Source organism: Mesorhizobium sp. M0152, assembly GCF_040322415.1.
GTDB lineage: Bacteria > Pseudomonadota > Alphaproteobacteria > Rhizobiales > Rhizobiaceae > Mesorhizobium.
Genome location: NZ_JAMYTH010000021.1, coordinates 78,016 through 101,989, shown reverse-complemented (window position 1 = coordinate 101,989; position 23,974 = coordinate 78,016). Strand labels below are relative to the sequence as shown.

At 63.0% G+C, this 23,974-nt stretch carries 26 protein-coding genes and 1 pseudogene; 16 read left to right on the top strand and 11 right to left on the bottom strand.

Going from position 1 to position 23,974, the window contains the following annotated elements; genetic code table 11:
* Positions 1-37 precede the first annotated feature (37 nt).
* Positions 38-1,279 (bottom strand): ROK family protein, encoded by a 1,242-nt coding sequence (locus NKJ26_RS20955; RefSeq protein WP_352696830.1) that lies wholly within the window; start codon positions 1,277-1,279, stop codon positions 38-40.
* Positions 1,280-1,548: 269 nt separating this feature from the next.
* Here NKJ26_RS20955 and xylF point away from each other — a divergent pair, with 269 nt between their 5' ends.
* The 4 genes from xylF to NKJ26_RS20935 all read left to right on the top strand — a co-directional run bounded on the left by xylF (position 1,549) and on the right by NKJ26_RS20935 (position 6,721).
* Complete coding sequence (gene xylF, locus NKJ26_RS20950) at positions 1,549-2,589, top strand: D-xylose ABC transporter substrate-binding protein (protein ID WP_352696828.1); 1,041 nt, start codon at positions 1,549-1,551, stop codon at positions 2,587-2,589.
* Between the two features lie 145 nt (positions 2,590-2,734).
* The gene (locus NKJ26_RS20945) at positions 2,735-4,090 is read left to right on the top strand and encodes a sugar ABC transporter permease (RefSeq protein ID WP_352696826.1); all 1,356 of its coding nucleotides are present in this window, start codon (positions 2,735-2,737) and stop codon (positions 4,088-4,090) included.
* A gap of 26 nt (positions 4,091-4,116) precedes the next feature.
* A complete protein-coding gene (locus tag NKJ26_RS20940) occupies positions 4,117-4,917 on the top strand; it encodes an ATP-binding cassette domain-containing protein (protein ID WP_352696824.1) in 801 nt (266 codons plus the stop codon).
* 145 nt (positions 4,918-5,062) lie between these two features.
* A complete protein-coding gene (locus tag NKJ26_RS20935) occupies positions 5,063-6,721 on the top strand; it encodes a CHASE domain-containing protein (RefSeq protein WP_352696822.1) in 1,659 nt (552 codons plus the stop codon).
* 93 nt (positions 6,722-6,814) lie between these two features.
* On the opposite strand, the gene NKJ26_RS20930 is transcribed toward NKJ26_RS20935, so the two are convergent.
* The 4 genes from NKJ26_RS20930 to NKJ26_RS20915 all read right to left on the bottom strand — a co-directional run bounded on the left by NKJ26_RS20930 (position 6,815) and on the right by NKJ26_RS20915 (position 9,745).
* Positions 6,815-7,060: a YMGG-like glycine zipper-containing protein gene (locus NKJ26_RS20930; protein ID WP_027023447.1), complete on the bottom strand. Its 246-nt coding sequence runs from the start codon at positions 7,058-7,060 to the stop codon at positions 6,815-6,817.
* A 249-nt stretch (positions 7,061-7,309) separates the two neighbouring features.
* Complete coding sequence (locus NKJ26_RS20925; RefSeq protein ID WP_352607169.1) at positions 7,310-8,335, bottom strand: sensor histidine kinase; 1,026 nt, start codon at positions 8,333-8,335, stop codon at positions 7,310-7,312.
* Between the two features lie 247 nt (positions 8,336-8,582).
* The gene (locus tag NKJ26_RS20920; RefSeq protein WP_006203859.1) at positions 8,583-8,747 is read right to left on the bottom strand and encodes a DUF1328 domain-containing protein; all 165 of its coding nucleotides are present in this window, start codon (positions 8,745-8,747) and stop codon (positions 8,583-8,585) included.
* A gap of 203 nt (positions 8,748-8,950) precedes the next feature.
* On the bottom strand, positions 8,951-9,745 hold the full coding sequence (locus tag NKJ26_RS20915; protein WP_352607163.1) for a response regulator: 795 nt from the start codon (positions 9,743-9,745) through the stop codon (positions 8,951-8,953).
* Positions 9,746-9,957: 212 nt separating this feature from the next.
* Here NKJ26_RS20915 and NKJ26_RS20910 point away from each other — a divergent pair, with 212 nt between their 5' ends.
* Together NKJ26_RS20910 and NKJ26_RS20905 are read left to right on the top strand one after the other, a co-directional pair.
* Complete coding sequence (locus NKJ26_RS20910; protein ID WP_352696843.1) at positions 9,958-10,161, top strand: NepR family anti-sigma factor; 204 nt, start codon at positions 9,958-9,960, stop codon at positions 10,159-10,161.
* A 3-nt stretch (positions 10,162-10,164) separates the two neighbouring features.
* Complete coding sequence (locus NKJ26_RS20905) at positions 10,165-10,716, top strand: RNA polymerase sigma factor (protein ID WP_010911883.1); 552 nt, start codon at positions 10,165-10,167, stop codon at positions 10,714-10,716.
* Between the two features lie 52 nt (positions 10,717-10,768).
* On the opposite strand, the gene NKJ26_RS20900 is transcribed toward NKJ26_RS20905, so the two are convergent.
* Complete coding sequence (locus NKJ26_RS20900; RefSeq protein ID WP_027023441.1) at positions 10,769-11,140, bottom strand: response regulator; 372 nt, start codon at positions 11,138-11,140, stop codon at positions 10,769-10,771.
* Positions 11,141-11,366: 226 nt separating this feature from the next.
* Here NKJ26_RS20900 and NKJ26_RS20895 point away from each other — a divergent pair, with 226 nt between their 5' ends.
* Positions 11,367-11,693 (top strand): ElaB/YgaM/YqjD family protein, encoded by a 327-nt coding sequence (locus NKJ26_RS20895; RefSeq protein ID WP_352696819.1) that lies wholly within the window; start codon positions 11,367-11,369, stop codon positions 11,691-11,693.
* 11 nt (positions 11,694-11,704) lie between these two features.
* Positions 11,705-12,169, top strand: a complete 465-nt coding sequence (locus NKJ26_RS20890; protein ID WP_352696818.1) for a hypothetical protein — start codon at positions 11,705-11,707, stop codon at positions 12,167-12,169.
* A 12-nt stretch (positions 12,170-12,181) separates the two neighbouring features.
* Here NKJ26_RS20890 and NKJ26_RS20885 read toward each other — a convergent pair whose 3' ends face one another.
* The gene (locus tag NKJ26_RS20885; RefSeq protein WP_352696841.1) at positions 12,182-13,669 is read right to left on the bottom strand and encodes a sensor histidine kinase; all 1,488 of its coding nucleotides are present in this window, start codon (positions 13,667-13,669) and stop codon (positions 12,182-12,184) included.
* Between the two features lie 188 nt (positions 13,670-13,857).
* Here NKJ26_RS20885 and NKJ26_RS20880 point away from each other — a divergent pair, with 188 nt between their 5' ends.
* The gene (locus NKJ26_RS20880) at positions 13,858-14,058 is read left to right on the top strand and encodes a hypothetical protein (protein WP_352607158.1); all 201 of its coding nucleotides are present in this window, start codon (positions 13,858-13,860) and stop codon (positions 14,056-14,058) included.
* A 29-nt stretch (positions 14,059-14,087) separates the two neighbouring features.
* Here NKJ26_RS20880 and NKJ26_RS20875 read toward each other — a convergent pair whose 3' ends face one another.
* A complete protein-coding gene (locus tag NKJ26_RS20875; protein WP_352607156.1) occupies positions 14,088-15,017 on the bottom strand; it encodes a diacylglycerol/lipid kinase family protein in 930 nt (309 codons plus the stop codon).
* Positions 15,018-15,290: 273 nt separating this feature from the next.
* On the opposite strand from NKJ26_RS20875, the gene NKJ26_RS20870 reads away from it, so the two are divergent.
* Positions 15,291-16,607: a PRC-barrel domain-containing protein gene (locus NKJ26_RS20870; protein ID WP_352696816.1), complete on the top strand. Its 1,317-nt coding sequence runs from the start codon at positions 15,291-15,293 to the stop codon at positions 16,605-16,607.
* A 36-nt stretch (positions 16,608-16,643) separates the two neighbouring features.
* Here the strand turns inward: NKJ26_RS20870 and NKJ26_RS20865 are convergent, their stop codons facing one another.
* Positions 16,644-18,206 carry an alkaline phosphatase family protein gene (locus NKJ26_RS20865; protein WP_352607152.1) on the bottom strand — a complete coding sequence of 521 codons (1,563 nt, stop codon included), beginning with the start codon at positions 18,204-18,206 and terminating at the stop codon, positions 16,644-16,646.
* A 227-nt stretch (positions 18,207-18,433) separates the two neighbouring features.
* Here NKJ26_RS20865 and NKJ26_RS20860 point away from each other — a divergent pair, with 227 nt between their 5' ends.
* The 4 genes from NKJ26_RS20860 (at position 18,434) to NKJ26_RS20845 (ending at position 21,631) form a co-directional block, all read left to right on the top strand.
* On the top strand, positions 18,434-19,366 hold the full coding sequence (locus NKJ26_RS20860; RefSeq protein ID WP_352607150.1) for a VOC family protein: 933 nt from the start codon (positions 18,434-18,436) through the stop codon (positions 19,364-19,366).
* A 4-nt stretch (positions 19,367-19,370) separates the two neighbouring features.
* On the top strand, positions 19,371-19,991 hold the full coding sequence (locus tag NKJ26_RS20855; protein ID WP_352696814.1) for an alpha/beta hydrolase: 621 nt from the start codon (positions 19,371-19,373) through the stop codon (positions 19,989-19,991).
* A gap of 2 nt (positions 19,992-19,993) precedes the next feature.
* Positions 19,994-20,293: a GNAT family N-acetyltransferase gene (locus tag NKJ26_RS20850; protein WP_027023432.1), complete on the top strand. Its 300-nt coding sequence runs from the start codon at positions 19,994-19,996 to the stop codon at positions 20,291-20,293.
* Positions 20,294-20,572: 279 nt separating this feature from the next.
* The gene (locus NKJ26_RS20845; RefSeq protein WP_352696813.1) at positions 20,573-21,631 is read left to right on the top strand and encodes a dipeptidase; all 1,059 of its coding nucleotides are present in this window, start codon (positions 20,573-20,575) and stop codon (positions 21,629-21,631) included.
* Positions 21,632-21,636: 5 nt separating this feature from the next.
* Here NKJ26_RS20845 and NKJ26_RS20840 read toward each other — a convergent pair whose 3' ends face one another.
* Together NKJ26_RS20840 and NKJ26_RS20835 are read right to left on the bottom strand one after the other, a co-directional pair.
* Complete coding sequence (locus tag NKJ26_RS20840) at positions 21,637-21,897, bottom strand: hypothetical protein (protein WP_352607144.1); 261 nt, start codon at positions 21,895-21,897, stop codon at positions 21,637-21,639.
* Positions 21,898-21,899: 2 nt separating this feature from the next.
* Positions 21,900-22,330 (bottom strand): annotated as a pseudogene (locus tag NKJ26_RS20835) (glycine cleavage T C-terminal barrel domain-containing protein); the annotation flags it as partial.
* A 129-nt stretch (positions 22,331-22,459) separates the two neighbouring features.
* Between NKJ26_RS20835 and NKJ26_RS20830 the strand changes: the two are divergent.
* Both NKJ26_RS20830 and betI read left to right on the top strand, forming a co-directional pair.
* A complete protein-coding gene (locus NKJ26_RS20830; RefSeq protein WP_352696811.1) occupies positions 22,460-23,254 on the top strand; it encodes a methyltransferase domain-containing protein in 795 nt (264 codons plus the stop codon).
* A 6-nt stretch (positions 23,255-23,260) separates the two neighbouring features.
* A complete protein-coding gene (gene betI, locus NKJ26_RS20825) occupies positions 23,261-23,974 on the top strand; it encodes a transcriptional regulator BetI (RefSeq protein ID WP_502903159.1) in 714 nt (237 codons plus the stop codon).

Sequence of the window (23,974 nt, the reverse complement as noted above, 5' to 3'; positions counted from 1 at the left end):
ATCGACGATGGTCTGCGGCATCGACGGCGGACGCCACTCAGGCTACGTTCTTTCCAGTGCCAGCTCTCGCCTGCACGCCAGGCGCGAAAATCTCCTGGTCGACGAAGGTCAGCGCGCGCATGGCGCAACCTTCCCTGATCAGCGGCAGTTCGTTGGGCTCGGTGTCGAAGGAAATCGATTCCGAGTGCTGGCCGCCGGCGGTCTGGGCGATGGCCTCGCGCAAGGCCGGCTCGATCAGGTCGAAAGCGGCGGCGCTGACGCCGACCATGGCGACAGGCGCCGGGTCGATCAGCGCGAACAGGCTGCCGAGGCCATAGCCGAGCGCCTCGCCGGCCTTGCGATAGGCCTCGCGCTCCGGTCCGTCTTTTTCGCGCGCCGAGGCCGCCAGCGTACGCATGTCGGCGTCGCTGACGTCGACCGGCTCGGTGTCCTCGCCAAGCTGCCTCGCATTGCGCCAGATCGCATAATTGCCGGCATAGGCCTCGACGCAGCCGCGCCGTCCGCAGCGGCAGAGCGCGCCGCCTGGCCGATGGATCATGTGGCCGAACTCGCCGCCCGAGGAATGGGTGCCGGTGAACAGTTCGCCTTTCAGCACCAGGCCCATGCCGATGCCGTGGGAAAGCAGGATGGCGATGAAGTCGTCGCGATAGCGCTGGGGATCGCGCCAGCGCAGCGCCACCGCCATCATGTTGCAGTCATTCTCCGTGGTGGCGGGAATGCCGAACTCGGCCTCGAGTATGTCGGCGAAGGCGATATCGGTCTGCGGCGTGATCGGCGACCACAGCATGGACCGCGCATCGGTGTCGGTGATGCCCTGGATCGCCAGCGCGATGCGGGCGACGCGCCGGACGTCGAGGTCGGGGTCCTCGATCCGGCGCCGCACGATGGCGACGCATTCGCCGATCAGCGCCTCGCGCGCCATGGTCAGCGTGTCCAGCCGGCGCTGCTCCTCGGCGATCACCTGGCCGGCATAGTCGATGACGGCGACGGACAGGAAGTTCAGCGACAGCACCACGGTCATCACCGCCGCCGCCTCCGGGTTGAGGCCGAGGCCGACCTGTGGGCGCCCGCGTTTCAGCGAGCCCGTCTCGCTCGGCTTGCCCTCGGTCAGGATGCCTTCGCCGATGAGGTCGGAGGAAATCGCCGATATGGTCGAGTGGCTGAGGCCGGTGGTCGCGGCGATCTCGGTGCGCGAGGGTTGGCTGGCACGGCGTACGGCCGCGATCACCATCGCCCGGTTGCGCCGACGCAAATCGTCGTGACGGATTCCGACCGACATGCTTCTCTCATATCCTCCCTGTCGCCGTGGTTCTTCCTGTCCCTCGAACGCTGCCGGCAACGTGGGCAAATACTGGCAGAAGCATGCGGTGCTGTCATTATTTATTCGGGGCTCGAAAAAAATTCGAGAGGACATCAAAATCCATCAGAATCGATGTTGACAGCGTTCCGGGGATGGACCAGTGTTTTTTCGAGGCTCGAAAAAATAGAGCCTCTGTGCCGGCCTTCGGGCCAGTTTGGTCGCGCCTTACGCGGCGCAGGGAGGATAACATGAGAAGATTCACAGCTGCCATCCTGGCGGGTGTCGCCATGTCGCTGACGCTTGCGTCGGTCGCCCAGGCGAAGGACAAGGTCATCGGCGTTTCGTGGTCCAACTTCCAGGAAGAGCGCTGGAAGACCGACGAAGCCGCCATGAAAACGGCGATCGAGGCAGCCGGCGACAAGTACATCTCCGCCGACGCGCAGTCCAATCCCGGCAAGCAGCTCACCGATGTCGAGAGCTTGATCTCGCAGGGCTCCAACTCGCTGATCATCCTGGCGCAGGATGCTTCGGCCATTGGCCCGGCGGTGCAGAAGGCGCTGGACGAAGGCATTCCGGTCGTCGGCTATGACCGGTTGATCGAGAACAAGGACGTCTTCTACCTGACCTTCGACAACAAGGAAGTCGGCCGCATGCAGGCCCGCGAAGTGTTCAAGGCCAAGCCGGAAGGCAACTATGTCTTCATCAAGGGCTCGGGTTCCGATCCGAATGCCGATTTCCTGTTCTCGGGCTCGATGGAAGTGCTCAAGGAGGCTATCGACAGCGGCAAGATCAAGAATGTCGGCGAGGCTTACACGGACGGCTGGCTGCCTGCCAACGCCCAGAAGAACATGGAACAGTTCCTGACCGCCAACGACAACAAGGTCGACGCCGTGGTCGCGGCCAATGACGGCACCGCCGGCGGCGTCGTCGCGGCGCTGACGGCGCAAGGTCTTGCCGGCACCGTGCCGGTCTCGGGCCAGGACGGCGACCACGCCGCGCTGAACCGCATCGCGCTCGGCACGCAGACCGTGTCGGTGTGGAAAGATGCTCGCGAGCTCGGCAAGACCGCCGCCGAGATCGCCTCGCAGCTGGCCGACGGCAAGAAGACGGCCGAGATCGCCGGCGCCAAGGACTTCACGACCCCGGGCGGCAACACCGTCAAGTCGCTGTTCCTGACCCCGGTTGCCATCACCAAGGATAATCTCAACCTCGTCATCGACGCAGGCTGGATCAAGAAGGACGAGGTCTGCGCGGGTGTCGCCGCCGGCAGCGTCGCGGCCTGCAACTAAAGGGCTGGCCTCTTCCTGCATTCTCAACGCCGCGGCCCCAAGCCGCGGCGTTTTCTCAAAAAGATTTGTTTTTCCGCATCAGGCGGATAGCTTCTAGGCTGGGTTTCGGTATCCGCGTCAGACGGCCAGCCGGTGCGAGGAAATCATGACCGACATCACGTCCACTACCCCGCAGGGCGACACCGCGCGCGCGTCGGAACTCGGCGCGGTCGCCCGGTTCCTGAAGGCGACCGAGATCGATACCCGCATGCTCGGCATGATCGGCGCGCTGCTGGTCATCTGGATCGGGCTGCACGTCATTTCCAGCCTGCGCCTCGGCGTCAATCCGTTCGATTTCGACAGTCGTACCTTTCTCACGCCGCGCAATCTGTGGAACCTGTCGGTGCAGACATCCGCGGTCGCCATCATGGCCTGCGGCATGGTGCTGGTGATCGTCATGCGCAATATCGACCTGTCCGTCGGCTCCGCCGAGGGCTTGATCGGCATGGTGATGGGCTTTGCGCAAGTGCATTTCCTGGTGCGGTTTGTCGGGCTCGAACTCGGCAATCCGTGGATCTGGGTTCTGGCGCTGGTCATCGGCCTGGCGCTCGGCTTGCTGATCGGCGCTTTTCAAGGTTTCATCATCGCCTATCTCGAAGTGCCGGCCTTCATCGTGACGCTTGGCGGCTTGCTGGTCTGGCGCGGTGCCGCCTGGTGGATCACCAGCGGCCAGACCGTGGCGCCGCTCAATGCCACCTTCCAGTTGATGGGCGGTGGACCGGCGGGATCGATCGGCGCGACATGGAGCTGGGTCGTCGGGATCGTCGCTTGCCTTGGCGTGGTGTTTGCGCTGTTCAATGGACGGGTGCAGCGCAAGCGGTTTCGTTTTCCGCTGCGTCCGATCTGGGCCGAGACGCTGCTCGGCGCGGTCACCTGCGCCGTCATCATGGGAGCCGTGTGGCTGGCCAACTCCTATCCCTGGCCTGTCGGCATCGTGAACCGATACGCGGCCGCCAACAACATCACCGTGCCCGAGGGCGGCCTGTTCATTGCCCATGGCATCGCCATACCGGTGCTGATGGCGATCGCCGTCGGGCTGGTCATGACCTTCATCACCAAACGCACCCGTTTCGGCCGCTATGTCTTTGCCATCGGCGGCAACCCGGAAGCCGCCAATCTCGCCGGCATCAACACGCGCTGGATCACCATGAAGGTGTTCATGATCATGGGGGTGTTGGCCACGATCGCCGCCGCGATCTCGTCGGCCCGGCAGAATTCGGCCACAAATGCGCTCGGGACGCTCGACGAACTGCTGGTCATCGCGGCCGCCGTCATCGGCGGCACGTCGCTTGCCGGCGGCTCGGGAACGATCATCGGGGCCATGCTCGGCGCGCTGCTGATGCAATCGCTGCAATCGGGCATGGTGCTGCTCGGCGTCGACTCGCCGCTGCAGAGCATCGTCGTCGGCGCCGTGCTGGTCATCGCCGTCTGGCTCGATACCGTCTATCGAAAGCGCGTCTGAGCAAGATCCAAAAAGTGAACACCGCCATGACTGACAACACTGCTCCTGCTGCCTCCGCGCTGATCGACATGCGCAACATCTCGATCGCGTTCGGCGGCATTCGCGCGGTCGACGACGCCTCGATCGATCTGTTTCCCGGCGAGGTCGTGGCGCTGCTCGGCCACAACGGCGCCGGCAAGTCGACCCTGATCAAGATCCTGTCCGGCGCCTACAAGCGCGACGCAGGGCAGATCTTCGTCAATGGCGAAGAAGCAACGATCTCCAACCCGCGCGATGCCAAGAAACAAGGCATCGAGACGATCTACCAAACGCTGGCGTTGGCGGACAATGTCGATGCCGCAGCCAACCTGTTTCTCGGCCGCGAGCTGATGACCGCCTGGGGCACGCTCGACGACGTTGCGATGGAGGCCGAGGCGCGCAAGGTGATGGGCCGGCTCAATCCCCGCTTCCAGCGCTTCAAGGAGCCGGTGATCAAACTGTCGGGTGGGCAGCGGCAGTCGGTGGCGATCGCACGCGCGATCCTGTTCAACGCCCGCATCCTGATCATGGACGAGCCGACGGCGGCTCTCGGTCCGCAGGAAACGGCGCAGGTCGGCGAACTGGTCAGACAGCTCAAGTCCGACGGCATCGGCATCTTCCTGATCAGCCACGATATCCACGATGTGTTCGAACTGGCCGACCGCGTCTGCGTGATGAAAAACGGCCAGGTCGTCGGCACGGCGCGCACCACCGATGTGACCCAGGACGAGGTACTCGGCATGATCATCCTGGGCAAATGTCCTCCCGGTGCCATTCCCGGTCCGGGCGCGTTGAAGATCGCCGCCTGAGCCTGTTGGCGGCCGGCGAAGGCGATCAGACATGCCCGGTTGCCGGGCATGTGATGTACCAGCTGGCACCATGGCTTGGCCGTGCCATTGTCTTGGCCCCGCGAGTTGCCCATAAAGGTCCGATGCTCAAGGGCTACACGATCCGTTGAAGAAATTTTTTCCAATCGTCGCGTTCATCGCCGTTGCGCTGATCAGCATGACCATGGCGGGGTTCGCCTATTTCGCGACGCAGGAAGCCGCCCGCATCAAGTTCGAGGCGACGGCCGACGACGCGCTCAACCGGATCGAGAGCCGTATCGACCTGCATCTGTCGCTGCTGCGGTCGACACAGGCGCTGTTCGACGCCCGCAACGGCGACATCTCCCAGAACGAGTTCAACGCATTCTTCAGCGCGCTGAATGTCGACAATAATTTCGCCGGCCTGCGCGGCATCGGGTTCCTGCGGCTCGTCAAGACGGGCGACGAGGCGGCGGTCGAACGCGACATCCTCCGCGACCAGGGCGCCAGCCGTCCGGTCTATCCGGATACGACGCAGCCCTGGCGCACGCCGATCGTGCTTTTCGAACCGCTGGATCCGTCCAACCAGGCCGGCATCGGCTACGATATGTTCAGTGAACCGGTGCGGCGCGAGGCGATCGAAAAGGCGATGTCCGATGACCAGCAGCACGCGAGCGGGCTGGTGCAGCTCGGCCAGGGCACCGGCGCGGCGCAGACCTTCACCGGCTTCTTCGTGTTCGTGCGGCTCAATGTCGAAACCGCGCCGGAGGTCATCAATGCATCGCGATCCTCGACCGCGGGCTTTCTTTATGCAGCCTTTCGGGCTCGGGATCTGTTCCAGATCGCTCTCAGCCGCGCGCCGCTGCTGCCGGTCAACACCGAAATCTATGACGGCGCGATCAATGGCGATAACCTGCTGTTCCGGTCGGAGACGCCGCCGGCTTCGTCCTTCGGAAACCAGCTGCTGGTCACCCGCAAGATCACGGTGGCCGGCCGCCCGTGGAACGTGCTGTTCAGGCCGACCAGTGCCTTTTCGCAGCCGTCGTCGCGCGCCATTCCGGTGATGCTCGGGCTGTTCGGCCTGCTTCTGGCGGGCGCCATCGCACTGGTGGCGCGCTATCAGGAGCGGGCCTACGAAGCAGTGTCGGCTTTGCACGAGACGACGGAAAAGAGCTTGCTCGAAAAGGATCTGATGCTGCAGGAAATGAAACATCGCATCAAGAATTCGATCACGCGGGTGCTGGCGATCGCGCGACAGACCGCTTCGCGAGCCACTGATTTCGAGGAGTTTTCTTCGTCTTTCTCGGCCAGGCTGCAGGCAATGGCGGCCTCCCAGGACATGCTGACGCGCTCGCGCTGGCAGAAGGCCGACCTCGCCGATCTGTTGCGCATCGAGCTTGGCCAGGTGTTCGGCAAGGAATTGCCGGACGGGCTCTTGTCGGGCCCCGAAGTGCTGCTCGACGAGACCACGACGCAGGCGCTGGGCCTTACCTTCCACGAATTGGCGACCAATGCGCTCAAATACGGGGAAGCCGGAAATTCCGCCAATTCGCTCAAGAATGCCAATTCGCTTGGAGGTGATGGCGCGCTGAAGGTCGATTGGTCGCTCGAAGGGCGAGGCCGCGACCGCATCCTGGTGCTGAACTGGCGGGAGAGCGGAAACACGACGATCGAGGCGCCCGCGCAGACCGGATTTGGCACGAAACTGATCGACCTCAACGTCACGCGCGAGCTGCGCGGCACGATCAAGCGCGATTTTCAGGCCGAAGGCCTGAAGGTGGAAATCAGAATTCCATTGACGGGCTGAAAGTTAGCCGGCGCAACACAGACGAGACGCTCACCGCGCAAATCCGGAGACCGTAAGATCGGTCTCCGGATCGACACTATGTCGGTTGTCGCATCAGTTGCAGCGGGCCGTGTAGATCCGGCCGCGATGGTCGCGATACTGGCAATAACCGTTCTGCAGCCTGCGAACCAACAGGCCAGACCCGGCGCCGACAGCCGCGCCAATCAGCGCGCCCTTGCCGCCGCCGACCAGGCCGCCGATGCCAGCGCCAATCAAGCCGCCGCCAACCACATCCTGCTCGGTGCTGGTGCAGCCGCTGACCGCGATCACCGCGACCATGGCAATAATCATCTTCCGCATAGCGTAACTCCTCACTTTGTGTCCTCGCTTTGGTAAGCTACAACAGCCATTTAGCATGAAATGGCGGCCTTTGCTGCTCCAATTTATTGTTGGCTAAGGTGGCCTTTTTGGGGGCGCTCCTCCCCACATCATGCCGCGAAACGGCTCGCGGTATGGTCGATGCCCATTCGGGTTTCGGCGGTATCTGGGAAGGCACATCCGCCTTCATGGTGAACGGCCGGTTAAGAGCCGGGGATCGTGGCCGATCGTTCATTCCGTCTCGAAATTTCCGTGCGGAACGACGAGGTGGTATTCGAGGTGGCCGTCAGCGATGTCAAGCTTCGCCGTTCCGTTCAGCGACACGGGCACCACCCGCTCCAGCGCGACGCTGCCGAAGCGCTTCTGGCTGGCGTGACCGCCGTAGTCTCCTATGGTCTCGGCCCATGTCAGCGACAGCGCACCGGCGGCGGTATTCAGATCGGCGGTTACTTCGACGAAGCCGTCCGGTTGCGATAGGGCGCCGTAGCTGACGGAGTTGACAGCCAGCTCGTGCATGGCCAGGCCGATATGCAGCGCGGCGTTGGGATTAAGATAGGGATTTGCCCCCCGAAAACGGAGGTTGTGCGAGGTGTTCGCGCCGTAGCGGCCGAGTTGGCTGGTCACAAGCTCTCGAAGCGCCGCGCCACGCCAATTGGAGGATGTGACCAGATCCTGTGATGACGCCAGCGACTGCAGGCGGCCACGAAAACGCATCAGGAAGTCGCTGATCCCATCGGAATAGCGCCCGGTCTGAGAGGCGATGCTTTGGATGATCGCCAGGAGATTCTTGGAGCGGTGGCTGACCTCGCGCAACAATGTCGTCAGCGTCTGTTCGCGGCGTTTCTGCTCGGTCGTCTCGACCATGGTGGTGACGACGCCTTGCACGTCGCCGCTGTCGCCACGGTCGGCATCGACCCATACCTGAAACCAGCGGACGCCGTCCTCGACCGGGATGTTGATCTCCAGGTGCTCCGGACTGCCGGTCGCGATCACCTCGCGTTTGGCGGCGCTGATGCGATCGGCCTGTGCCGTCGGCAGAATGCCGTTGCTGTCGGCCTCGTCGGAGGTCCAGGGCGCACGCATGTTGCGCGCCCATACGGTCTTCAACTCGCGATCCTGATAGAGGACGGAGATGCCGGCATTGTGCAAAGCATGAAGAAGAGCCCGGCCCAGCTGCATGCCGCTTTCGGCCGGATGCAAGGCGATGACTTCATCGCCCTGTCGGTTGTTCTGGATGTCACCGGCCCTGGAACGCATCATTCGATCTGTCCGCCCAACACAGGCTGAACGACCTACGACCAAATGGGTTCCAAGACACGACTGCCGCCCGGCCCCCTTGCCTTGGGACCCAATATCATCGGCGCGGAGCGCGGGCGATCGCCCGATGTTGGCTGGCCCTAAAAGCGGTCCGCCGGACGATGTCCTTTTCGGGAAACGGTCCGGCGGTGGCTGGAAACCGTTTGAGGGGTGCGGTTTCCAGTGTTCGCTCGAAATCGACCGCCTCTCACGCCCGTCTGAACAGGCCAGCAAGAAGCGAAATGATCAGGAACGCGAGAAAGATGAAGAACAATATCTGTGCTATGCCAGCCGATGTGCCGGCGATGCCGCCGAAACCAAGCGCGCCGGCGATGATTGCCACGACGAGAAATACGAGCGCCCAGTAAAGCATGATGCATCTCCTTCGAATGGTGCGATAAAAACGTCGACAGATGCGGTTTGTTCCACTATTCGCCGAAAAAGACGATCCCTGAAGGCCGTCCATGTCGAGAAAAGATTATACCCGTCCACCGAGCCGGCGCTTGCGTTTCGGTGCGCTCTCATTCGTTCTCGAGAAGAGGCGCGCGCGGCGCCGCGTCAGGGCAAGGCCAGCGGCTATGCGGCGGCTTTCGCCTGCCGATCGAAGAACAGCGCCTGGCTGATCAGCGCCTTGACCATGTCGGGATTGAACGGCTTGGTCACAAGGAAAGCCGGTTCGGGACGCTCTCCGGTCAGCAGGCGCTCGGGAAATGCGGTGATGAAGATCACCGGTACCGACGTCGACGAGAGAATCTCGTTCACCGCCTCGATACCCGAACTGCCATCGGCGAGCTGGATGTCGGCCAGCACCATCTTGGGCCGCGTCCTGCCGAATATCGTCACTGCTTCGGCATGGGTGCGCGCCGTTCCGACGACACGATGGCCGAGGCTCTCGACCATCTCCTCTATGTCCATGGCGATCAGCGGTTCGTCCTCGATGATCAATACGTCGGTCGCCACCTGGCGGGAAATCTCATTGCTCGCCTGGGCAAGCAGTTCGGAGAATTCCTGGTCGCCGACATCGAGGATCTCGGCCGCCTCGTCCTCGCTGAAACCTTCGACGGCAACCAGCAGGAAGGCCTGGCGGGGCCGGGGCGCGATCGCATTGAGATTGGCGGCTGTGCGCTGTTCCCATGCCGATTGCGGCTGCTCCTGCGGAACGCGGATGGCGACCGAGGTGAAGAGCTTGGCGAAAACCTTGTACAAGGCGATGCGATCGCTCGATGCCTCGGGGAAGATCTCGACATCGGCGATAATGGCCTCGAGCATCGCGGCGACCAGCGCGTCGCCACTCTCCTGCGACCCCGACACCGCGCGCGAGAAGCGGCGCAGGAACGGCAGGTGCGGGGCGATGGTGGCGGATAAGCTCATGATGGACGTCTCCCTCAGATGACGTGATTGCATAGATCAAGCTGATTGCAAGCCCGCTTTCAACAACGCAGGTTGTCCGAAAAAGTTCCACCCAAATGGAACGAATGGGCGGGAACGACGTTTCTCGCCCGGATGGGCAACCAGACGAGGGTGCCGCTTGTCTTGTCTTGAGTTACTATGAGCGGCTTGGGTGCTGGGAATACAAGGGCGAAATGAAGAATATGACGAAAGACATCTTGACTGGCGCCACGGGCAGGCGCCGGAACGGCGCTGGCGACCCGCTGGGGCCAAACTCCGAAATCGGACGCAAACTCAAACAATATTACGACGAGCTGGTCTCCGACGATGTGCCGGATCGCTTTTCCCAGTTGCTCAGCCAGCTGGAAAAGGCCGAACCTGCACAGAAGAAGGACTGAGGCATGGCAGCCGTCTCCCAAGGCTTCAAGACCGATCTGCTTGGGGCAATCCCGAGCCTGCGCGCCTTTGCGGTGTCGCTGACGCAGAATGCCGACAAGGCCGACGACCTCGTTCAGGAAACGCTGGTCAAGGCCTGGGACAAGCACGAGAGCTTCCAGCCCGGCACCAATCTCAAGGCATGGCTTTTCACCATCCTGCGCAATGAATTCTATTCCCAGATGCGCAAGCGCGGTCGCGAGGTGCAAGACAGCGACGGTATCATGACGGCCAGGCTTGCCGTGCATCCGGCCCAGCACGGCCAGCTCGATCTCAAGGATTTTCGGGGCGCTCTCGAACAACTGCCGGAGGACCAGCGCGAGGCCATCATCCTCATCGGTGCATCGGGTTTCTCCTATGAGGAGGCCGCCGAGATCTGCGGCTGCGCGGTTGGAACGATCAAGAGCCGCGTCAGCCGGGCCCGTACGCGCCTGCAGGAGATCCTGAAAATCTCCGGCGAAGACGAATATGGTCCCGACGCGATCTCGGCTCAGGTCACGGGAACAGCGGCGCACTGACGCGCAATCCGCAAACCGTGAGCCAGCGCTGCGCCGGTGCATCTCGATCCGATCATGCCCGCCCGCAGGCCAGCGCGACCGCTTCCACCAGGTCTTCGCCCGAATAGGGCTTGGCGACCAGCCTCACTCCCGGAAACGACACCTTTATTTCCTCGGCATCCGAATAGCCCGAGGCAAATACGAAAGGCATGCCGGCCTCTCGCAGGCCCGCGGCGAATCCGAGCGTCGACACGCCGCCCAGCATGAGATCGACAACCGCCGCATCGAACTGCGTCACGACCTTTCGGTCATCGATCTCGGCCAGGTCGCGAGCAATCACCACTTCGCCGGCACCGTGGTCGCGGCAGAGCTGCTCCACATCCATGGCAATGAGGAATTCGTCCTCCAAGACAAGAATGCGCAATCCGTCAAGCAAATGGGCCACAAGCAATCGCTCCTTGAACAATGGAGTCATGATCGCAATTTGGCGTCTTGTCATTTAAAAAAGACATGGGCCGACGCCTCGATCCCTAGCAAGGCGCTTGAGACGCCTGTTACCATGAGTCGGCGGATCGCGTGCGCGCGGAGACGTTTTGGGATAGTTTGTCCCGATGTCGGAACCTTGAGCCATACGGCGCGTTTGAAATCGAGCAATCACAAGGAGTTAAGCAATGGCGACTGCCGCTGGGAAGACCGCAAGCGATGGCCGGACGAATTCGGAACTCGAAGCCGACATCAGGCAGTTGAAAGCCGATATCGACAAGCTCACCAAGCAGTTGGCCAAGACCGGCGAGCACGGTTACGGCACTGCGCGCGGCGCGGCGGCCGAGGGTGTCGAGCAGTTGCGCGCGCAGGGCGAAGCTGCCTTTGACACCTTGCGCGGCAACGCCAGGGACATCGAGGAGCAGGTGATGGCAAGCGTGCGCGAAAAGCCGGTGACGTCGCTGGCGATAGCGGCCGGCGTCGGTTTCCTCTTCGCGCTGCTCGCGCGCCGCTAGTTCCCATCCAGATGGGACTGCTGGCATCCCTGATCTCGGGTTTCGCCACGGGTGAAACGCTGGCCGCTATGCGCCGCGCGCGCATGGCGGCTATTGTCTATGCGCTTGCCGGACTGGCGGCGTTCTGCGGTCTCGGCTTCCTGGTCGGGGCGGCCTATATCTGGACGGCGGCAAACTATGGATCATTGGCGACGGCACTCGGCTTCGGCTTCGGCTTTCTGGTGCTCGCCGGTCTCATTCTTCTGATCCATCGATTGATGTCGGGCGCCCGTGCCCGCCGCGAGGCAAGGCGGCGCAGCGCCGACATGAAGACGATCGGCATCACAGCCGCACTCGCCCTGCTGCCGGCCCTGCTCAAGGGAAAGAGTGGCCTCGGTGTCGTTCTGGGCCCGGCCGTGGCACTCGCGGCCTATGCGATCTATCGTGAAAACGTGAAGCCCGGAGCCGACGATCCGGATGCCGGGGAGGGGAAATAGCACCACCGGCCCTCACTTCGACTGATATTCCAGCGGCATCGATATTTCGGCAAACACGCCTTCCCTGCGGAAGTCATGCGTCACTTCGCTTGAAATGACCTTGGCCAGGCTGCGCCGGATGAGGATCGAACCAAAACCGTGGCGCTCCGGCGGGGCAACCTCCGGGCCGCCGCTTTCCCGCCAGGTCAGCACCAGGCGCCGGTCGCCTTTCCTGCCTTGCGTCCTCCAGCCAAGGTCAACCTTGCCGGACGCAACCGACATCGATCCATATTGCAGCGCGTTGCTGGCCAGTTCGTGCAGGATCAGGGCAAGCCCGACGGTCTGATCGGGCGAGAGCAGCAGGTCGTCACCGGAGATCGTCATGCGCGGCTGGTCGGCCGTGTCGAAGGGCTTTACCTCGATCTGCACCAACTCACGAATGCTGATGCCGCGCCACTCGCGGTCCGACAGGAGGTTGTGTGCGATGCCCAGGGCCTGAAGCCGGGCGCCGAAAGCTCTGAGGAACTCGCTAGGCTGGCGGGCGTGACGCACCGTCTGCGTCGCCAGCGCCTGGACGGTCGCCAGCGTGTTCTTGACGCGGTGGTTGAGCTCGCGCAGCAACAAACGTTGCCGCTCGTCGCCGAGTTTGCGCTCGGTCATGTCATAACTGACGCCGAAAATCAGCATCGGCTTGCCGTCGCCGTCGCGCTCGATGACGCGGCCGCGCGTGGCCACCCAACGTGGCGGATGGAAGCCTTTCACCCGGAATTCACCGAAATAGTCGTCGCTGCCGGTCAAGGCCTCGCGAAAACGCGTTTCGGTCTGATAGACGTCACGCGGATCGATGGCGGTGAGAATATCGCGTGCTCGCAGGCGGTTCGACCGCGACAGGTTGAACAGTTCCGACAGCCGGGTATCGCATTGGATGATGTCGGTGCGGGTATCCCATGCCCAGCTGGCGAGGGAAGCCGCATCGAGGGCAATGGCACGCCGTTTCTCCTCGCGCGCCAGCGCTGCCTCGGCGATGGCGCCGCTGCGGGTTGCGTCCTTCAAGGTAAACAGGCTGCCGACGAGGCCAGCCAGTGCCTTCAATTGATCGAGCTTGGCACGGGACGGAAAGGGATGCGGCCTGCGGTCGAGTACGCACAGCGTGCCGATCCGGGCGCCCGCCACAACCACTGGCGCGCCGGCATAGAAGCGGATGTGATGCTTGCCGGTCACCAGCGGATTGGCTTTGAAACGCGCATCCGCCATGGCATCGGTCACCACCATCGGCTCGTCGCCCGCGGCAATGGCGTGGGCGCAGAAGGAGATATCGATCACGGTATCGGTCTCGTCCAGGCCAACACTGGATTTGAACCACTGCCGCCCGGCGTCGACAAGCGTGACCAGGGCTATCGGCGCCCGCATCACTGCGGCGGCGAGGTCGCTCAGGCGGTCGAAATCCGGGTCGGCCGCGGTGTCCAGCACATCCAGCCCGTGCAGCACCGCCAGCCGGTCCTCGGCGCAGACCGCGCGCATAATCTCGGTCGGCAGACCCACCCCTGTTTGAGCCTTGCTTTTCACCCAGGTCCCCAATGCCTCGCCCCGGTCCTCGCCGCCTCACCATTCGACCGGCCGGCTTTCCGGAACCATCCTAGCGAGGAACCGTTACCCGACCATGTTCTGCCGAGCGCGCCGGTTGGCGCGAAACGAGACAAGGTCCGACCATGCCCAAGACCATTCCCGAAAACAAAGCGCGTCAAGGGCGGCGGGGCTGGCGCGGGTTGCGTATCTTGATTGCCGCATTGCTCCTGGTCTTCGCCGCCTGGGGCGTCGCCGAGATCTACGGCGTGTTGATCAAGACGCCGGCCAGCGACGAGCAACATGTTCCCGAGCCGCCCATCAGCGGGCAGGCCCCAAGCGGCTAAAGCCTGGGTCGCTGTCGCCGCACACCGCATCACGCGGCCTTCGGTTGGGCAGCACGCGCAGGCACCAGGACATTCAATGCGCCAGGCTGAATTTCGATCGTCGTCTCACGGTCAAGCTTGACCAGTTCGCCGTCCATCACGGCCATGACGGAGCGGAATTTTCTGGCGCCGGAATGGATTTTCAGAACCGTTCGGTGAGCCTGATGGATCTCGACATGCTCGTTGTCGCGCCATTTGCCGCGCGCCATGTTGAAGAAGAACTTGATCAGTTCGGCACGCTGCCGCGCCACCGTCACATAGACGCCCAATACGCCGCCTGCCGGGTTGTCCGCATAAGGCAAGTGGCCTTCGCCGAACAGATTGTTGGTGATGCCGATGCCGGTTATGCGCACCGCCAGCTCGGCTTCGCCGATGCCGAGCGTGACATCTATCGCCGGGGGGTTGTTGATCGTTGCCCATGCCGCCTTGACCGAGGCGTTGATTTTTCCGAGACGCGAGCCGAATTCCATCTTTTGGCGCAGCTGCACCATCTTCGCGTGCATGCCGATAGAGAATTGATGCACGAAAGGCCGGCCATTGGCGGTAGCGATGTCGACCGCGATCACCTCGCCGTCGGCAAAGGATTGCAGGGCGGCATCGAGCGTCTGCGGAATGCCGAGCCCTCTTGCGAAAAGGTTCATGGTACCCGCGGGCAAGATGGCCAGCGCCTTTTTCTTGCCCATCAGTCGCGCCGCCGCGGCTGAAATCGTCCCGTCGCCGCCGCCGGCCAGCACCACGTCGACGCCGCGCCGTGAGACCACGCCGTCCAGCGCCGGTACGATGTCCATGCCGGCAACAACCTCGATGTCGATAGAATGACCGGCCGTCTCCAGCGCCCGGCGCATGCGATCGCGAAGAGCCTGGAGATCGGTGGTGCGCAAGGTGCCACCATCCCGGTTCAGCACCGCCGCAAACCGCATGCCTGCTCCGTGTTCCTGCGAAACCCTCGGCTGGACGCAATCCAACCATCGGCCGAAACGGCACAAGCGGCAAAAAGTTCCGGAGGTCACCGCATAACTTGCTCGCGGCGGTGTCTGCCAATGCCGTCCCGCACAAACGCTGTGGCGGCTTTCGTCGGAACAACAGCGTTGTCACGACGTTGTGATCAAGCGAATGCCGCGTCCGGCCCTCTCATGGCGCTCATGGTTCAAACGGACGCGGCGTGATGAAATTACGGACGAGGAGACGCTATCATGATCCGCAATCTTGCAACCACGACCGCGCTGGCGTTGCTGCTTGCGACCGGCGCGTATGCGCAGAACACGACAACCCCGACACCTGCCAGACCGCCCGCCGCCCAGGAACAGGTGCTGCGCGCCGAAGGCAGCATTGTCACCAATATCATTGGTGAAACGGTTTACAACGGCACCGGTGACAATGCCGAGAACATCGGCAAGGTCAGCGACGTCGTCTTCGACAAGGACGGCCAGGCGAAATCAGTCGTCATCGATGTCGGGGGCTTTCTTGGCGTCGGAGCCAAGAGTGTCGCCTTCGACTACGCCAAGCTGCAATGGGCCGAGAAGAACGGTGATCGCTGGCTGGTTGCCCAGACAACCAAGGACCAGCTGACGGCGCAGCCGGCGTTCGACAGCAAACCTTACGGACCGGCCCCGGCACCGGCCGCCTCGACGACCGCACAGGCTCCGTCGGCTACCGCGCCGACCAACACTGCGCAGGCGCCTGCCGACATGAATGCTCAGCCGGCGCAACCGATGAACCGTGCGGACGGCAATCTGGCCACCAACATCGTCGGTGAGACCGTCTACAACGGGACCGGCGACGATGCGCAGAACATCGGCGACGTCAACGACATCGTGCTGTCGAAGGAAGGCAAAGCACAGTCGCTGGTTATCGGGGTTGGCGGTTTCCTTGGCATTGGCGCCAAGAATGTCACCTACGACTTCAGCAAGGCCCAGTGGGCGGAAAAGAACGGCGCCCGCTGGCTGGTAGCCCAGACGACCAAGGAAGAGCTGCTGGCGCAACCGGACTTCAACCGCAAGGCCTATGATCCGGCTCCGGCAACGACCGCATCCAATGGGCCGGCAGCAACTGAACCGACCGTCACCACGGCGCCTGCCGCCGCTCCGGCGAACAAGACGGCAGAGGCACCTGCGGCTACCGCGCCCAATGCCACGGCGCCAGACCCGACTAAGACGGCGGCGATCGACAAGTCGACGCTGACCGAAATGCCGATTGGCGAGATCCGCGGCGACGACCTGAAGGGCACGACCGTCTACGGCGCCAATGACGCAGTGGTCGGGGAGATCGGCGACGTCGTGCTGACGCCCGACAACAAGCCCGACGCGGTGATCGTCGATGTTGGCGGCTTCCTCGGCATCGGCGAGAAGGAGGTCGCGGTCGGTCTGGACAACCTTAAATTCATGACCGACAAAAACGGCAAGAAGTACCTGTACACGACCTTCACCAAGGAGCAGCTTGAGGCTCAAACCGCCTACGACAAAGCCAGCTATGCCCAGCGGCGCGACCAGCAGCGGATGGTTGTGAGATAGCTGAGGCAGTAGGGCAGTAGGGCAGTAGGATACTTCCTACTGCCCTATTCTCTTGCTGACATAGCCGGCGACGCCATGGTCCGTCAGTTCTGCCAGTGCCAGCGACTGGTCGAGATGTTCGGCCCGCCAGGCGAGCAGCCTTTCGGCGAACTCCAGCCGAACGGACAGGTAGGCAGGGTCAGCGGCGCGGTTGTTCAACTCGTCCGGATCGTCTTCCAGGTCGAACAGCAGCGGCGGCAGCCCGCCGCCGAAATGCACATATTTGAATTTTTCGGTGCGGAGGACGGCGAGATTGCACTGGCGCGAGGCGATGCCGAAATGCCGTTCGGCCTCGCCTTCGGCGACCGAGCGGAAATCGAATTCCCAATGCGCGGCATCACGCCAGACAGCAGGATTCCGGCCGCTCAGGAACGGCTTCAGCGATTGACCGTCGAGGTGCTGGGCCGGGTCTTCGTGGAGCAGGTCGAGAAGCGTCGGCAAGATGTCCACTGCCTCGGTGAAGCGATCGACACTGCCGCCTGCCGCCTTGCGCTGACGGGGATCGCGAATGACCAGCGGAATATGGTAGCTGCCGTCGAAGTAGCCGCCCTTGCCCAGCATGAAATGATCGCCCATCATTTCGGCGTGGTCTGAGGTCAGCACGACGATAGTGTCGTCCCATGCGCCCGCGGCCTTGACGGCTTGCCAGATGCGGCCGAGTTGCGCGTCCATCTCCGAGATCATGCCGTAGTAGATCGCGCGGATGCGGCGGAAATCGTCGTCGCTCCAGTCGTGCACCATGCCGCTGGTGCCGGGACGGAACTTGGCCCTTTTCTGCGTACCGATATCATAAGCGAGGTAGGGATGGCTCTCTGCTTCGGCCTGCCAGCTTGCCGCACGCCGGAAGGCTGGGCCGTCGGCCGGATCATAGAGCGTGTTGTATGGCTCCGGCACGACGAAGGGAGGATGCGGGCTGATGAAGGAAAGATGCGCAAACCAGGGCGTGGCCTGCTCCTGCTCGTCGAGCCAGCGCGTGAATTCGCCGGCCAGGAAGGCAGCCGGAGTTTCGTCCTTCGAATAAACGGGCGGGGCGTTGCTGACAGCGCCAGCCTCGCCTTCTTTCACCGGGCGGTGGATCTCGGGAGACCCTGCGCTGGTGTCGACGCCGCGCTGCTTCAGCCAGGACAGCCATTGCTTTTGATGCTCGGGCAGCAACTGGCGCACGGTGAACCCGGGCAGAACGCCCTCATAGCTTCGCAACCGCGGGTCGCCCGGCGCCAGCAAGCGTGGATCGAGCGACACGTCGGTGTAGCCGAACAGCGTCGGATCATATCCCATGGCGCGCGCATGCAGCGCGATATTGCCGTGACGGGCGTCCAGCGGCGTGCCATTGCGGCAGACGCGGTTGTTCATCTGATAGAGGCCGGTGTAGAGGCAGGCGCGCGCCGGCGAACAAGGTGTCGCGCCCCCATAGTGCCGCTTGAACAGCACACCCTCGGCGGCCAGCGCATCGGCATTCGGCGTCTTCACAACCGGATGGCCGGCGGCCGACAGGCAATCACCGCGCCACTGGTCGCATGTGATCAGGAGAACGTTCGGACGCCTGCCTTTTCCAGTCACTTGCTGTACCTTTATTCCGACATGTTCGAGCGCCGCTCATGGAACCGATTTCCGGTAATGACGCAAGGCTTCCATTTTAGCCAATTGGTGAACGACAATCTTGTCGTTGTTCACTTTTGCAGCACAGTCCATCCTGTGTTTGCCGCCTTTGCCGCAAACGGCCGGGGCCTCATATTGGCGTGGACAGCGGCGAAGGCCGCACAAGCATCAAAGGAAGGAGCAAGGAAATGCTCGACCAGATCAAGGGCCTGCATCACGTTACCTCGATGGCCAGGGATGCCCGCCAGAACAATGATTTCTTCACGCACAAGCTCGGCCTGCGCCGGGTCAAGAAGACAGTCAATTTCGACGCGCCCGACGTCTATCACCTCTATTATGGCGACGAGGCCGGCACGCCGGGTTCGGTGATGACCTATTTTCCGTTTCCCGATATCGGCAAAGGCCGCCACGGCGTCGGCGAAGTCGGCACCACGGTCTATTCCGTGCCGGAGGGCACGCTCGCCTATTGGGAAAAGCGTTTTGCCGATGAGGGCGTCTCCGGCCTGTCGCGTGAAGAGGTATTCGGCGAAAAGCGCCTGGCTTTTGCCGGACCGGATGGGGATGGCTTCGCCCTGGTCGAGGACAAGGCCGACGGCAGAGCGCCATGGGCGAAAGGCGGCATTCCGACCGACGAGGCGATCCGCGGTTTTCACTCGGTTTCGCTCAGACTGAAGGATGGCGGCGCCACCGAGGAGCTGCTGAAATTCATGGGTTACGAGGAAGTCGATAGATCCGGCAATGTCAGGCGGCTGGCGGTGAAGAACGGCAACGGCGCCGATGTCGTCGATATCGAATCGCAGCCCGGTGCTGCCTTCGCCGATCTCGGCGCCGGTTCCGTCCACCATGTCGCCTTCGCCGTCGAGAACCGCGCCAAACAGCTCGAAGTGCGCAAGGCGTTGATCGACACCGGCTACGGTGTCACACCGGTGATAGACCGAGACTATTTCTGGGCGATCTATTTCCGCACGCCGGGTGGCGTGCTGTTCGAAGTCGCCACCAACGAGCCGGGTTTCGACCGCGACGAGGATACCGCACATCTCGGCGAGGCGCTGAAGCTGCCGACGCAGCATCAGCATCTCAGACCCTATCTCGAACAGCATCTGCAGAAGCTGGAAGGCTGAGGCCATGAGCAAGGACGCCTATATCCATAAGGTGCTGCCCGGTTCGCCTGGCGGGCCGCTGCTGTTCGTCTTCCATGGTACGGGAGCCGATGAGAGCCAGCTCCTGTCGCTGGGGCGCGATCTCGCGCCCCAGGCCACCATCATCTCGCCGCGCGGCGATGTTTCCGAACAAGGTGCTGCGCGCTTCTTCCGGCGCACGGGCGAAGGCGTCTACGATATGGACGATCTGGCGCGGGCGACGGACAAGATGGCAGGCTTCGTCAAAGCTCATGTCGATGCGGCAAGGCCATCGGCCGTGTTCGGCCTCGGCTACTCCAATGGCGCCAACATCCTGGCTTCGGTGGTGTTCGCGGCACCATCGCTGCTCGACGCCGCGGTGCTGATGCATCCGCTGATCCCGTTCGAACCAAAGGTCGAGGGCAGCCTTGCCGGCCGTCACATCCTGGTGACCGCCGGAAAGCGCGATCCGATATGTCCGCCGAACCTGACCAGTCGGCTCGAAGCCTATTTGCGTGCCGACGGCGCCGATGTCACAGTGGAATGGCACGATGGCGGGCACGAGGTGCGGCCGAACGAAATCGAAGCGGCACGGCGGCTCTTGGCCGGTGTCAGCCAAGGAGTGTAGCGATGTCCGATCAACTGCCCGGGGTCGAACTGGAGGATCGCGGGTCCAAGGGTCGCTATGTCCTGCGCGGGCCCGGTGGCGCCGAGGCCGAGATGACCTTCACCAAAATCGGCGAGCACCAGATCATCATCGACCACACCGAAGTGCCGGACGCGTTTCGCGGCCAGGGTGCCGGGCTTCGGCTCGTCACCCGCGCCGTCGAGGATGCGCGTGCGGCGGGCAAGAAAATCATCCCGCTCTGCCCGTTCGCCAACTCTCAGTTCCGCCGCCACCCGGAATGGGCCGACGTGTTGAAGCGGTAGAGCAATTCCACGAAACGTGTGAAACGGTTTTCCCGGGAAAAGCGCGTAGCGCTTTCCCTGGGAATTTGCGTTAAGACGACGAGATAGAGCGGTTCGGCGTTTCCGTGAACCGGTGAACCGCTCCAGGAACGGTCGGCGTCTATTCGATCCGAAAAATGACGACAGACCACTGCCATTCAACGGGACGGCTTTGCAGTTTGCCCTTGTGGCGCATCTTGCCTAAGTAGGTATGATACATCGCAGCCCGCCGCGCCGACAAACCAATCGAATGATCCCCCAATGACCGCACCCGACCTGGTTCCCGTCTTCGACGGCCATAACGACACGCTGCTCAGGCTCTATCAGTCCAAGGACACGGATGTCGAAAAGCTGTTCACCGACGGCAAGGCGGGCGGCCATATCGATCTGCCGCGCGCCAAGGCAGGTGGATTCGCGGGAGGCATGTTCGCGATCTTTCCACCCCCGGTCGAGAAAACCAGGCGGATCGCCGTTCCCTCGGCGCCGAGCGACAGCGAACCGCTGCCACCGGAAGTTCCGCGCAACGATGCGCTCAACTCGACGATCGCCATGGCATCGATCCTGTTTCGGCTGGAACGGGCCGGCGCGCTCACCATCTGCCGCTGTGCCGCCGATATCCGCAATGCCATGGCGCAAGGGTCGATCGCGGCGGTGTTCCATATCGAAGGCGTCGAGGCGATCGATCCCGAACTCGCCATGCTCGATGTGCTGCACGCCGCGGGCCTGCGCTCGCTCGGTATCGTCTGGAGCCGGCCGAACGCTTTTGGCCATGGCGTGCCATTCCGCTTCCCGTCCTCGCCCGATACCGGACCCGGGCTGACCGATGCCGGCAAGGCGCTGGTCAAGGCCTGCAACGAGCTGAAGATCATGATCGACCTCTCGCATCTCAACGAGAAGGGCTTTCGCGATGTCGCCGCGCTCAGCGATGCGCCGCTGGTCGCCACCCATTCCAACGTGCATGCGCTCTGCGGCCATTCGCGCAACCTCACCGACTGGCAGCTCGGCGCGATCCGCGAAACCGGCGGCATGGTCGGGCTGAACTTCGCCACCGGCTTCCTGCGCGAGGACGGAAGGATGAATGCCGACACCGGCCTCGACATCCTGGTGCGCCACGTCGATTCCCTGCTGCAGGCTTTGGGTGAGGACGGCGTCGGTCTCGGCTCCGATTTCGACGGGGCCATGATCCCGGCCACCATCGGCGACGTCGCCGGCCTGCCGAAGCTCATCGATGCGCTCGCCGCGCGCGGCTTCGGGCGGGCGCTGATCGAGAAGATCGCTTACCGCAATTGGCTGGCCATGCTGGAAAGAACCATAGGATAGGCAGTTCAGCCGAACCCCATGCGCTTCAGCCAGTCCTTGCCGACGCCGCGATCGCGGATGATCGGCAGCGGGTTTTCCGAATCGAGCCGCGCACAGATGCGGTAGACTTCCAGCGTCTCGGCGCTCATCTCGCCGCGCTTGTAGAAAAACATGGCGGCGGCATAGCGTGTGCGGCCCGACCATTTTTCGCCGAGCGGCGTGTTGACCAACTCCCACTGTTCGGCGGCTTCCTCATCGTCATCCCGGTTGCTGGCTTCGTCGACCATGATCAGAAGTCCGCCGGCGGATTGGCGGTGCGGCGGTCGAGTTTGATGAAGGGGCGAGGCACCACCTTGGCCCGCTTCATCAGCTTCTGGTATTGCAACTCGCGCATGGCGTAGATCTCCACCCAGAGGTCGCCGACGACAGTATCACCATATGGTCGCGCCAGCGACGCGATGGCGATGTTGCGCTTGGCCATCGGCGACCACATGGCGGCGCTGACCAGCCCGACCGCCTGGCTCTTTCTGGAATAGACGATGGCATGTTCGGCCGGGATGTTGCCTTTCGATCTCGAGCCCGACCAGCACATGCCGCAGCTTGCGCTTGGCGCGCGCCTCGAGGATGGCGCGACGGCCGTTGAAATGGACCTTTTCCAGATCGACCCATGAAACCGAGGCCGATCTCGTCGGGCATGCGCAAGCGGTCGGCGCGGATGGCACGGCAGTCGCCATTTTGTCCAGCCATATTGAATGAATGTTCAACAAACGGTGTTGCGTTTTCTCGCCCATGCGCTACGCTTTGCCGGCGTTCGAAAGTCCTGCAATCGGCTAACGGAACAAAGGTCCGATGATCGAAACGGCAGATGCCGAGCCGGAGTATGACGACACCGCCATCCGCTTCCTCGAGGCGCTGTGGGGCGATGGCTACCTGTCGCCGGGCGGGCCGGAAGAAGTCGACCGGGTCATCGAGGGGCTTTCGCTTCGGGGCAAGACGATCCTCGACATCGGTTGCGGTTCCGGCGGCATCACGCTGCATCTGGTCGAGCGCCATGGTGCTGTCCACGCCACCGGCTTCGATGTCGAACGACCAGTGATCGAGACGGCCACACAAAGGGCGGTGGCGCGGGGGCTCTCGGATCGCGTCCGTTTCATCCAGGCGCCGCCGGGGCGGCTGCCTTTCACCGACCATGCATTCGATGTCGTCTTCTCCAAGGATGCGCTGCTGCATGTGCCCGACAAGGACGCATTGTTCGCCGAGGTCTTCCGTGTGTTGAAGCCGGGCGGCGTCTTTGCCGCGTCCAATTGGATGATCTCGCATGACGGCGAACCGTCGCCCGAGATGAAGGCCTATGTCGCCGCCGAAGGCTTGTCCTTCGCCATGGCGTCGCCGGCCCGCTATGCGCAGGCGATGCGCCGGGCCGGCTTTGCCGATGTCTCCGTCAGGGACCGCAATCCCTGGTACCGCGACGTCGCGCGGGGCGAGCTGGAAAGGCTGAAAGGGCCGCTCTACCCGGCGGTCGCCGCAATGGTCGGCGCGGCCTATGTCGACAAGAACATACGAACCTGGGAAGCCATGCAGAAGGTGCTTGACAGCGGCGAGCACCGTCCCACTCATCTTCGCGCTCGAAAGCCGGTTGGATAGCCGGCGATGCTGGAGACCATCAGACCCATGAAGACAGCAGAGGCCAGGGAAGCCCTCCTCGAACCGGCGCGTAAAAACGAGGCCGAGAAGCGCGGACGCAAGGCATCGAAGGAGGTCAGGCAGCTTCAGCTCATCGAGGCGACGATCGATTCGCTGGCCAAGCGCGGCTATTCGGAGACGACGATGGCCGATGTCGCCGACGGCGCGGGCCTGTCGCGCGGCATCGTCAACTTCCATTTCGAGAGCAAGGAAAAGCTGCTCATCGCGACCTTGCAGCACATGTATGACGAGTACTCGGCGCATTGGCGCAATGCCTTGCAGAAGGCAGGAGATGATCCGGCTCGTCAGCTCCAGGCACTGGTCGCGGCCGATTTCGACCGCTCTATCTGCAACAAGCGCAAGCTCGCCGCCTGGTGCGCCTTCTGGGGCGAGGCCAAGTCGCGGCCGACCTACCAGGCGCTGAGCAGCGCCCGCGACGCCGTCTATCAGACGATCTTCATCGATCTTTGCACGGCGCTGAAACAGAGCGGCTTCTATGCCTATGAGCCGCAGGTGATGGCGCTGGCGCTCAGCGCCATGCTGGAAGGATTGTGGCTGCGGTTGATGATGGGAACCGAGGACACCACGCGCGAATCCGCCTTGCAGGCGGCCAACGAATTCCTGTCGGCGGCATTCCCGAAACATTATCCGGCGAACGCCGCCAGTGAGACGAAACCATAA